Consider the following 11572-nt stretch of genomic DNA (forward strand, 5'->3'; position numbering starts at 1 on the left):
TAAAAAATATGTTATAATAGGACTACCTATGTGATTTAATCAATAAAGATAGGAGTTTTATGGTTAATTACCCTCACTTTGTTCGGAGGCAAACAACACCTCCACGTAAAAAAAGCGAAAAAAACACCGTAAACTTTGCTAATCGTGGGATGAGTTTTGAAGCAGCTATTAACGAAACCAATAATTATTACCTATCTCGTGATATCGCTGTGATTTACAAAAAACCAACACCCATTCAAATTGTTAAGGTGGATTATCCCAAACGAAGCCGAGCTAAGATTGTGGAAGCTTATTTTCGACAAGCCTCTACTACCGATTACTCTGGCGTCTATAAGGGATATTATGTTGACTTTGAAGCTAAAGAAACTCGGCAAAAGACATCTATGCCGCTCAAAAATTTTCATGCGCATCAAATAAAACATATGGACAGAGTCTTAAAACAAGGTGGGATTTGTTTTATCTTACTCCATTTTTCGACTCTAAAGGAAACCTATTTTTTACCAGCTAGTGCCCTAGTTGATTTTTACCAAATTCATTTGGGAACCAAATCAATGCCTCTTGATTATATCAAAAAAAATGGTTATCTGGTGGCAACACAGGCACTACCTCAAGTTCCTTATTTAGATATTATTGACCAAAAAATTTTAGGCGGTGATGACAATTAAACAGAAACAAAACACTAAAAAAAGAGCCAATAGAAACTCAAAGGACACGGTCTTGCGTGTTATCAAATATGGGCTGATTACATTTGTAACGCTTGTCATTGTAGGTGTTATAGCTGGAGCTGGACTCTTTTTCTACTATGTGAGCAGCGCTCCAAAACTATCAGAAAGCAAGCTTTCTTCTACTAATTCGAGTTTGATTTACGACTCTAACAATAACCTTATTGCTAACTTGGGTTCAGAGAAAAGGGAAAGTGTTTCAACAGAAGATATTCCTTTAAACCTAGTCAATGCCATCACATCTATTGAAGACAAACGCTTCTTTAAACACCGTGGGATTGACATCTATCGTATTTTCGGTGCAGCTTGGAACAACTTTACCCGCTCAGGTACCCAAGGGGGGTCAACACTCGACCAGCAGCTTATCAAGTTGGCGTATTTCTCAACTAACGAATCAGACCAAACCCTTAAACGTAAGGCACAAGAAGCTTGGTTAGCCCTCCAAATGGAGCGTAAGTACACCAAGGAAGAAATCTTGACCTTCTACATCAACAAGGTTTATATGGGAAATGGTAGCTACGGGATGCTGACAGCGGCTAAATCTTACTATGGCAAGGACCTCAAAGACTTGTCTATTGCCCAATTAGCGCTTTTAGCAGGGCTTCCTCAAGCACCAAGCCAATACAACCCTTACACCAATCCAGATGCTGCCCAAAATCGTCGTGATACCGTTTTATCACAAATGTACGAAGATGGCGACATCTCAAAAGAAGAATACCAAACTGCTATTGCAACACCAGTCACTGATGGTTTACAACCATTGACCGAAACGTCTAGCTATGATGATTACTTGGATAATTACATCAAGGAAGTCATCGAAGAAGTCAAAGACGAAACTGGTCAAGACATTTATTCAGCAGGTTTGAAGGTTTACACAAACGTAGATACCGATGTTCAAAAATACCTCTGGAATGTCTATAATACTGACTATTATGTGTCTTACCCTGACTCTGATTTGCAAGTGGCTTCAACCATTATCGATGTCAATACTGGTAAAGTCATTGCGCAACTTGGTGCACGAAACCAAGACACAACCGTTTCATTGGGAACCAACCAAGCCGTTCTTACCGATAGGGACTGGGGGTCAACCATGAAACCTATTACAGATTATGCCCCAGCTATTGAAGACGGTATTTACACAAGTACTGCTGCCACAACCAGCGATACCAAGTACTACTGGCCTGGCACTTCAACTCAGCTCTACAACTGGGACCGTCAATACTATGGCAACATGACTATTCAAACAGCCATTCAACAATCGCGTAACGTTCCTGCCGTGAGAGCCTTGGAAGCTGTTGGTTTGAATAATGCTAAGAAATTCCTAGAAGGTTTGGGCATTTACTACCCTCAACTTTACTATTCAAACGCCATTTCAAGTTCGACAAGTGACTCGAATGAAAAATACGGCGCAAGCAGTCTGAAAATGGCTGCTGCCTACGCTGCTTTTGCAAATGGTGGAACCTATTACAAACCACAATACGTCAACAAGATTGAATTTAACGATGGAACTAGCCAAACCTTTGAAACATCTGGTACACGTGCCATGAAGGAAACAACAGCCTACATGATGACGTCAATGCTGAAAACCGTTTTGACTTACGGTACTGGTACAACAGCTTCTATCCCTGGTTTATACCAAGCTGGTAAAACAGGAACATCAAACTATTCTGATGAAGAATTAGAAGAAATTGAACAAACAACTGGTATTTACAACAGTGCAGTTGGAACCATGGCACCTGATGAATTATTTGTTGGTTACACAACGCAATATTCGATGGCAGTGTGGACAGGTTACAAAGACCGTATGACTCCAATCTACGGTAGTGGGCTAAACGTTGCGGCCGAAGTTTACAAGGCTATGCAAAGTTACCTCAATGAAAAATACGGTAGCGGTAGCAAGAACTTCACGCAACCAAGTGGCGTTTACACAAGCGGTGGTTATGTTTACCTAAAAGGGGCAAAAAATAATTCTTCTGCCTCATCTTCATTGTCATCTGTATATAGTAACCTCTACGGTTCTAATTCAAGTTCTTCAGAAGACCAAACATCAACAGAAGTTTCATCTTCAACAGATAGCTCTGATAACGATGATAATACTAGCGATAGTAATTCAATGAGTAACAATCCTTCTGTAAGCACCCCTGATGCAATAACAGATGCCAACAATAGCTATAACAATAACAACAGCTATACAACACCTAATAACAATACGACCAGCGATGCTAATAGCACGACAAGCCAAAACAACTCTGATAGCACAGCGACAACTGGTCAATAATACTTATGCAAAAAGCCTGTAACTAAAAATGTTACAGGCTTTTTGATGACTTCAACATTTTGTGATAAAAAACTGGCTTGGAGAAATATCCAACGCCAGTTTTAATATTTTTACAAATCTGTTTGGCTAGCCAAGGCTCCCATTGGGTCCCAAGGTGCTAATACAGTTGGTTCAGCTTCATAAGCAGCAAGTTCCTCATCAGTTAAGAATTCTTTACGAACGACGATTTGGTAGGTAAATTCATCCATCCAAGCGTCTGAAGCAACGAAGTAACCTTTGTCACCAACTTTTTCTCCCCATGAATTTTCAACTTTCCATTTGAGAGGTTCGCCATTTTCAGCCAAATCCACACCAGTCAAGACCATAGCGTGAGTCATCAAGCTTTCGCTGTAATCCAAACGTCCTGCTTTGTCTTGTGTGAAGGAAATGTTCATAGCCGTATCAAAATCGTAAACATTTGTTGCTAAGATACCTTTTTGACGGTCTGAAATTTGACCGACATCAGAACCAAACCAAACGGTTTCACCAGCTTGCATTTGAGCAATAGCCAATTCTTTGAAACGTGTCATATCAAGATTGAGGTAACGTACCGCACGACTACCCACAACGTTACCAAGCATATCAACAGTGTAAGATTTGCCATAAGGTTTGTCTGCTGTTGGGGCATTGATAACAGAAACGTAATCTGATAGGTTCAAACCAACGTATTTTTTGAAGAATTCTTGTGGTGTAATGTTTTTATCAGAATGGTAGTTGTTGTCTTTGTCACGGTAAGCAAAGTCAAATGTGCGTGGTGGCAAACCGAGATTAACAGCCAAGAAATTGAAGATTTCTTGAAGTAAAGCTTCTTTTTGAGCTCTGATGCCTTCAGTACCGACACCTGCTGCAACAGCTTCACGCAAAATTTGAGCATCTTGACGCAACAATTTGTTCAAGTATTGGTTCAATTCACGGCTGTTGCTTGATGATACTGATTCTGGGTAAGCTGATTTTGGCACGACACCGTATTTTTCAAAAAGAGCCACCACCATATCCCATTGACCACCGTCTTGTTGGGGAACGTCTAGTAAGAATTTCACTTTACGGCTGCCAAGTTCTTGGTCTGCAGTCGCAATGACTTGTTCTAAGAACCAGTTTGATTTTTCGTATTTGTCCCAGAAGAATGTGTGGGCTTGAGAAAGCTCGAAATTATCCAAGTTAAGGTCTGAAATCAATTTGTGACGAAAGGTATTAAGCGCCGCAAACATCCAGCAACGACCTGATGCTTTTTGGTTAGCTACCTTATCTTTTGTCAAATCAATAGAAAAGATATGGTCGTTTTCCACTTGGCTTTGGCGTGTTTCAAGTGATTTCAACAAGCCGTTGTGAGTGACAGCATTTTCAACAGCACGCAATTTGCTATTGTCTTGAAAATCAGCAAATAGTTTGTCTGTAAATGATGATGATAATTCTGACATATTTCCTCCTCCAAAATCAGTCAAGCAAGCACCTAGCCCTACTTAACCAAATTAATCACTATCTATTATAACGCTTAAGAGGCAGAATTCAAGCAATTATAGGGAATTCTGGCTTAAAAGCGGCAAAAAAGACCTTAGCGGTCTTTTTGAATCTGTTTTATTTCCAAAAATCATCAAAAACGGTGATTGGTAAATGGCGTTTGTGTTCGGTTTTACGCCACCAGTTTTCAATGGTTTCTTTGGCTTTTGGTGACACTTCTTTGCCTTCAAGGTAATCATCAATATCGTTGTAAGTCACACCAAGAGCCACTTCGTCAGCAATACCTGGGCGATTTTCTTCCAAATCAGCGGTTGGAATTTTTTCATAAATGGCTGGGTTAGCCCCTAATTCTGCCAATAATTGTTTGCCCTGGCGTTTGTTGAGGCGATAAAGCGGGATAACGTCGGCACCACCGTCACCGAATTTGGTAAAGAAGCCTGTAATGTTTTCTGCAGCGTGGTCTGTTCCGATAACCGCTCCGCTATTGGCACCAGCCACGGCATATTGGGTAATCATGCGTTGGCGAGCCTTGATATTTCCCTTATTAAAATCAGAAACTTCAATACCCGCTTCTTCAAGGGCTGCAACTTGCCCATCAACACCTGCTTTGATGTTCACTGCAATGCTGACGTCTGGCTTGATAAAAGCAAGGGCACGTTGGGCATCCTCTTCGTCTGCTTGCACGCCATATGGCAAACGCACTGCGATAAAGCGATAACTGTCGTCACCTGTTTCAGCACGGAGTTCTTCTACTGCGATTTGTGCCAAACGTCCTGCCAAACTAGAATCTTGCCCACCTGAAATTCCTAGCACATAGCTTTTTAAGAAACTATGCTTTTTCAAATAGTCTTTAAGAAAATCAACCGATACACGAATTTCTTCTTTTGGGTCAATGCTTGGTTTTACTTTTAATTCTGCAATAATCTCATCTTGTAAACTCATTTCACTTCTCCTTTTTGTTGGGCTTCCTTACGAATACGGTCAATCAAATTCATCTTGTTTTCCCAGACATCTAATGACAAATCCACTGGGTAATCTTGCGGATTTAAGATACGTTTGTACTCATCCCACAATTTGTCAAATTCTTGGCGGGCATAGGTTTGAATATCTGAAAGATTAGGCAAGTCATACACCAATTTACCCTTGTCAAATACATCAACCAAAAGTGGCACTGCTTCAAAGTCTTTTACTGTTTTATTGATGTAAGTATAGGTTGGATGGAACATGTAGATTTCATCCAAAGCATTCACATCTGTATCAGTAAAGGTGATGTAGTCCCCTTCGGTTTTTCCTTTTTCACGGCTGGTAATACGCCAAACTTGCTTCTTACCTGGGGTTGATACTTTTTCAGCGTTATTAGACAGTTTGATAGTGTCTTGCATCTCGCCGTTATCGTCTTCAATAGATACGATTTTGTAAACGGCCCCCATAGCTGGCTGGTCATAAGCCGTGATAAGCTTAGTACCAACTCCCCAAACATCAATTTTAGCTTTTTGCATTTTGAGGTTGAGGATGGTATTTTCATCCAAATCATTAGACGCGTAGATTTTGGCATCAGGATAACCAGCGTCATCTAGCTGTTCACGGACTTTCTTAGACAAATAAGCCATGTCCCCTGAGTCAATGCGAACACCGAGGAAATTAATCTTGTCACCCAGTTCATTGGCCACACGAATAGCAGCAGGAACACCAAGGCGAAGGGTATCGTAAGTATCTACAAGGAAAACACAATCCTTGTGCGTGCCAGCATAGGCCATGAAGGCTTCGTAATCATCTCCGTAAGCCTGCACCAAAGAATGCGCGTGCGTTCCTGAAACAGGAATGTCAAACAATTTACCAGCACGAACATTTGAAGTAGCATTGGCACCACCGATAACAGCTGCGCGGGTTCCCCAAATGGCAGCATCCATTTCTTGGGCACGACGCGTTCCAAATTCAAGCAAAGGTTCATCGTCAATCACCGAACGAATGCGAGAAGCCTTGGTCGCAATGAGGGTCTGAAAATTCACGATATTAAGCAAGGCTGTTTCTACTAATTGGCATTGTGCCAGTGGACCTTCCACCTGAACAATCGGCTCATTAGCAAAGACCAAATCCCCTTCTTGAGCCGAACGAATACTCAATTCCAGCTTGAGATTTCTCAAATAATCAATGAAATCCGCAGCGTAACCCAAGCTTTCCAAATAAGCAATGTCGGTGTCGCTAAAGTGCAAGTTATTCAAGTATTCCACCATGCGTTGTAGCCCCGCAAAAACAGCGTAGCCACTAGCAAAAGGTTCTTTTCTAAAATAAATCTCAAAGACTGCATTTTTATTATGGATGCCCTTATCAAAATACACTTGCATCATGTTAATCTGATACAAGTCGGTATGGAGTGTTAAACTATCGTCTTGATACATCTGACTTTCCTCGTTTTTATTTTTGTTTGGACTCAGAAGGCTAAAAACCATCGCAGCTGCCAAAACAGTTAGTAATCTCTCATATTATAGCACAAATACAAGGGACTTGCTAAAATCTTTGTGAGTTTTCCTTCAAAGAATATTAAAAAGGATAGCCAAAAGCCATCCCTTTGTCAAATCTTAAGACATATTTTCAATGTACTGGTAAACACCTTGCCCAGCAATGGCACCATCACCAACAGCTGTGGCAATCTGACGCAAGTCTTTTTGGCGCACATCTCCAATGGCAAAAATACCAGGAATGCTTGTTCTCATGTGCTCATCTGTCAGCACCCAACCTGCTTCATCAGTAATGCCCAAGTCAGCCACCATGTGTGACACAGGGTCAATACCCACATAGATGAAAATACCGCCAAAATCATGTTCACTGATTTCGCCCGTTTTGACGTTTTCAATAGTCACGCCTGATACCTTCACGTCTGTTCCTTTGATTTCTTTCACAACCGAATCCCAAATAAAATGAACCTTGTCATTAGAAAAGGCACGATCTTGCAAAATCTTTTGGGCACGCAAAGCATCACGACGATGAATAATGGTCACTGATTTGGCAAATTGAGTCAAGTAAACCGCTTCTTCAACGGCAGAATCACCGCCACCAACAACCAACAAATCTTGGTTGCGGAAAAAAGCACCGTCACACACCGCACAGTAAGAAACGCCGCGACTAGTGTATTCTTCCTCACCAGTCACACCAAGCGTGCGATGTTTGGCTCCTGTGGCTAAAATAACCGTCTTGGCTTCGTAGGTATTGTCATCCGTCACCACGCGCTTGACAGCACCAGCATCTTCCACACGTTGCACAATCCCGTAGATATTTTCCACTTCAAATTTTTCAAGCGGTGTGTACATGTTCATGGCTAATTCAGGCCCTGAAATGCGGTCATAACCTGGGTAGTTCTCAATGTCTGAGGTATTGTTCATCTGACCACCAGGTGCTCCTTGTTCGATAATACCAACTTTTATGTTAGACCTTGCGGCATAAAGCGCAGCTGTCATCCCAGCTGGTCCTGATCCGATAATGAGTGTATCATACATGCTTATACTCTCCTCAACTGTTTTCGTTTTTTCATTGTATCAGTCAAGCAAGCCAATTTCAATCATTAGGCTCGCAACATTAAAATAATCGCCATAAACGCAAACGACAAAACGGGTACCGTCATTAAAATGATGGTCACCAAGTCATACAAAAAGGCTTGACGTTTTTTGGCTGTCTTATCCAAATGGCGAAAAACGCGCCACAAGGTCCATAAAATAGCCGCAACAATCGCAAAGACAAGCCCTGATAATAGTCCTTGTAGGTAAAAACCTAATATTTCTAAAAACATATCTTATCCTATCATTGTTTTCATTTGATAAAAAGAGCCAAAAGACTTCTGGCTCTCATTATAACAAAATTTAGGCTTTAAATGTACGTTTTTTGGTAGTTTGCGAAAAATTCTTTGGTGCGTTCTTCTTTAGGGTGTTTAAAGAGTTCCTCAGGTGTGCCTGATTCGATGATATGTCCCTTATCCAAGAAAAGCACATAATCAGCGACTTGATAGACAAAATTCATATCGTGACTGACCAAAATCATGGTTTGCCCATCCTTAGCCGCATTGGCAATGGATTTTTCCACTTCACCAACCAATTCTGGGTCCAAGGCTGATGTTGGTTCGTCCAGCAACAAGACATCAGGTTTCATGGCAAGTGCACGCGCCAAGCCAACCCGTTGTTTTTGCCCCCCTGATAATTGTTTGGGGTAATGGTTTTCACGGTCTGATAACCCAACCTTAGCCAGCTCTTCCTTGGCAATTTTGGTGGCTTGGTCATCAGGCATTTTCTTAACAATTTTAAGCCCTTCTTTGACGTTATCAAGTGCTGTGCGACGCTCAAAAAGGTTGAATTGTTGGAAAACCATCGCTAATTTGCGACGTAGGGTCAAGATTTCTTCTGTGCTAATCGTTTGAAAGTCAACCTTAAAATCATCGATTTGAATTGTGCCACTATCAGGCTTTTCTAGATAATTTAGGCTGCGTAAAAAGGTTGATTTTCCTGCTCCTGATGCTCCGACAATGGCAATCACCTCACCTTTTTGAATGGTGACATCAATACCATCTAAAACCTTTTGTCCTGAAAAAGTTTTGGTTAAATGACTGATTTTAATCATTAGCAATCACCTCTTGCGTTTCTAAACTGGTCTTAGGAGGCTCAATTGATAATTTCTTTTCAATAAGACGTCCTGTTTGTTCAATGATAATGCTGACTGCCCAGTAAACCAAAGCTACCGCAATATAGCGTTCAAAATAACGATAGTCCGAACCACCCAAGATTTGAGCTTGGGCAAACATTTCAATAATCCCAACGTTAAAAGCCAAAGATGTTTCTTTTGTCAAACCAATCAAGCTATTGATAAGGGTTGGTGTGGCAATCACGGCTGCATTAGGGATAATCACACGGCGGTAGACTTGAAGATTGGTCATCCCCAAACTCTTAGCCGCCTCAATTTCACCTGCATTAACCGCCTGAATGGCAGCACGAATGGTTTCGCTGGCATAGGCTGCATTATTTAAGGCAAAAGCCGTAATGGCAAAAACCGACGCTGGAATGGCATTGATATTCCAATCAAAACCGTACTTTTGATTTAAAAATTTCAAAAACAAGGGAATCCCATAATAACTCAACATCAATTGAACCAAGATAGGCGTCCCACGTAGGAAACTCACAACAACGGACTGAATGGGATACAAGATTTTGGTTTGATTGATTTTGACAATCGCAAAAAGCAAAGCGAGCAAAATACCAAAAACCGCACCGCCCAAGGTCAAGCCCAGCATGACTGGAACACGTTCAATGATAGATGGCATGGCATCAAAAACCGCACGCCAACTAAAGAGATGACCTTCTGGAATGTGTTCGAGTAAACGGTCATACCAAGATAAACCTGAAGCAAGTATCGTAAATGACATAACATTCTCCTTTCCATATCGTCATCAAAGCTTATCTTTTCTTAATGGATGAAAGCCTAGGTACTAATCAAGCCCTGACACATAGTCCCCACCAAAGTAAGTTTCGCTCAAGCTAGCCAAAGTCCCATCTTTTTTCAAAGTTTTAAGGCGTTTATTGACAAAGCTTTGGAGTTCTTTTCCTTCTTTGGTGTCCGCAAAGACAAGGTATTCTAAACCGTCTGTCTTGTCCCCAACTTGGTCGCTGAGTTTGGTCACCGTCACATCAAACCCTTGGTCCTTGGCAATGTACTCAGCTGAAATGGCATCGTATAAAATAAAGTCAATATTGCCATTTTCAACGCGTTGGACACGTGTGGTCACCCCAGTTGAGCTAGACACATAATTGATTTGAATAGGGGTTTTGTCAGGGTGATCAGTGTTCCATTTTTCAAGGATTTGCGCATAATTGGTTCCTGAAATGACTTCTGTGCTTTTACCTGATAAGTCGTCCAAACTGCTGTATTGTGTGCCTTTTTGACTGACAATAGCCGCATTTGAGCGAGAAATAGGGTTAGAGAACAGGTATTTTTGGGCACGTTGTTCATTGTAGTTAAAATCATTGGCCGCAATTTGGTAACGTCCCGCATCAATTCCTGTCAAAATGGAATCAAAAGGCGTTGTGACAAATTCGACTTGGTAGTCCTTTGAATCCTTGAAAATGGCCTTGACCACGTCAATATCGTAGCCTTTGTAGGTCTTTCCATCTTTGTAGGTAAAAGGAGCCGTATCAGAATCTGTTGCGACCTTAATCACCGTTTTACCGTCAGACTGGTTTTGTGATTGAGTTGAGCAAGCCGACAAAACGGCTAGGAAAATTAGGGCTAGGGTGCTTAACAGCGTAACAGATTTCTTTTTCATAAGGCGTCCTCTTTTCTTTTAATCTGTTACAGTCTATCAAACTTAGAGCAACTTTCCCAATACATATTTTTTATAGCACTGATAAGAAAAAACTATCAAAACCATAAGCACAAAAATTGACAAAAAAAGACCTGAAACAAGCGTCGCAGATCTCTTTGAGGATTATATAATCATCGCAACAGATGATAGAGGATCATTTAGCTGGGAACAAGGTTTGGTTCCACCACATATCTTAGAAAGTTTGTTTTTTGGCTTTACGTTCTGCACGTCCTTTGGCACGGTTAGCCGCACGACGCTCACGTTTACGTTTTTCTTCAACCTTCCATTGGATTTTTTTCTTATAACCCGGTTTGATTTTTTTCTTTTTCTTCTTAACCAAACCAATCATTTCAGTATCTAATTTTTGATACGATTTTTCACGATTGGCACGGCGGTCTCGGTCATAGGTGTCTTGGAATTCGCCATTTTTAAGGACTTTTGGCACAAAGGTAATTCCCATTTTTTCCAATTCACGAATATCTGAATCATCGCTTGGTTGGTAAAGGGTAATTGCAACGCCGCTTAGACCATTACGACCTGTACGCCCAACACGGTGCACAAAGAAGGACAAATCTTGCGGAATGGCATCATTGATAACATGACTAACCCCTTCAATATCAATACCACGCGCAGCCAAGTCAGTCGCCACCACATATTCATAAGCCATGTTTTTGATTTGGTTCATGGTACGCTTGCGTTCTCTTGGCGGAATGTCACCGCCGATTTTAGCCACTT

The 11572-nt window shown here is 41.2% G+C and carries 11 protein-coding genes; 2 read left to right on the forward strand and 9 right to left on the reverse strand.

Annotation, left to right across the window (positions count from 1 at the left end; translation table 11 throughout):
- The first annotated feature begins 59 nt into the window (after positions 1–59).
- Together recU and pbp1a are read left to right on the forward strand one after the other, a co-directional pair.
- Positions 60–665 (forward strand): Holliday junction resolvase RecU, encoded by a 606-nt coding sequence (gene recU, locus HFK82_RS07485; RefSeq protein WP_154454651.1) that lies wholly within the window; start codon positions 60–62, stop codon positions 663–665.
- Positions 655–3000, forward strand: a complete 2346-nt coding sequence (pbp1a, locus tag HFK82_RS07490; protein WP_204984763.1) for a penicillin-binding protein PBP1A — start codon at positions 655–657, stop codon at positions 2998–3000. Before recU ends, pbp1a begins: the two co-directional genes overlap by 11 nt.
- 110 nt (positions 3001–3110) lie before the next feature.
- On the opposite strand, the gene pepC is transcribed toward pbp1a, so the two are convergent.
- From pepC to HFK82_RS07535, 9 genes are all read right to left on the reverse strand, one after another.
- Positions 3111–4457: an aminopeptidase C gene (gene pepC, locus HFK82_RS07495; RefSeq protein WP_168261327.1), complete on the reverse strand. Its 1347-nt coding sequence runs from the start codon at positions 4455–4457 to the stop codon at positions 3111–3113.
- Between the two features lie 157 nt (positions 4458–4614).
- On the reverse strand, positions 4615–5439 hold the full coding sequence (nadE, locus tag HFK82_RS07500; protein ID WP_167829269.1) for an ammonia-dependent NAD(+) synthetase: 825 nt from the start codon (positions 5437–5439) through the stop codon (positions 4615–4617).
- Positions 5436–6896, reverse strand: coding sequence for a nicotinate phosphoribosyltransferase (locus HFK82_RS07505; protein ID WP_168261328.1), 1461 nt, complete (start codon positions 6894–6896; stop codon positions 5436–5438). Before HFK82_RS07505 ends, nadE begins: the two co-directional genes overlap by 4 nt.
- Positions 6897–7076: 180 nt before the next feature.
- Positions 7077–7991, reverse strand: a complete 915-nt coding sequence (gene trxB, locus HFK82_RS07510) for a thioredoxin-disulfide reductase (protein WP_168261329.1) — start codon at positions 7989–7991, stop codon at positions 7077–7079.
- Between the two features lie 65 nt (positions 7992–8056).
- Entirely contained in the window at positions 8057–8281 is a 225-nt protein-coding gene (locus tag HFK82_RS07515; protein WP_168261330.1) for a DUF4059 family protein, read from the reverse strand.
- Between the two features lie 77 nt (positions 8282–8358).
- Positions 8359–9102: an amino acid ABC transporter ATP-binding protein gene (locus HFK82_RS07520; protein WP_154454657.1), complete on the reverse strand. Its 744-nt coding sequence runs from the start codon at positions 9100–9102 to the stop codon at positions 8359–8361.
- Complete coding sequence (locus HFK82_RS07525) at positions 9095–9901, reverse strand: amino acid ABC transporter permease (protein ID WP_154454658.1); 807 nt, start codon at positions 9899–9901, stop codon at positions 9095–9097. The genes HFK82_RS07520 and HFK82_RS07525 overlap by 8 nt, the downstream gene beginning before the upstream one ends.
- 63 nt (positions 9902–9964) lie before the next feature.
- Positions 9965–10798 (reverse strand): transporter substrate-binding domain-containing protein, encoded by an 834-nt coding sequence (locus HFK82_RS07530; RefSeq protein ID WP_168261331.1) that lies wholly within the window; start codon positions 10796–10798, stop codon positions 9965–9967.
- 232 nt (positions 10799–11030) lie between these two features.
- Positions 11031–11572 (reverse strand): helicase-related protein (locus tag HFK82_RS07535; RefSeq protein WP_168261332.1); only part of this gene is annotated, 542 nt, incomplete at its 5' end.

It is taken from the genome of Streptococcus alactolyticus (genome assembly GCF_012277075.1).
Classification (GTDB): Bacteria; Bacillota; Bacilli; order Lactobacillales; family Streptococcaceae; genus Streptococcus; species Streptococcus alactolyticus.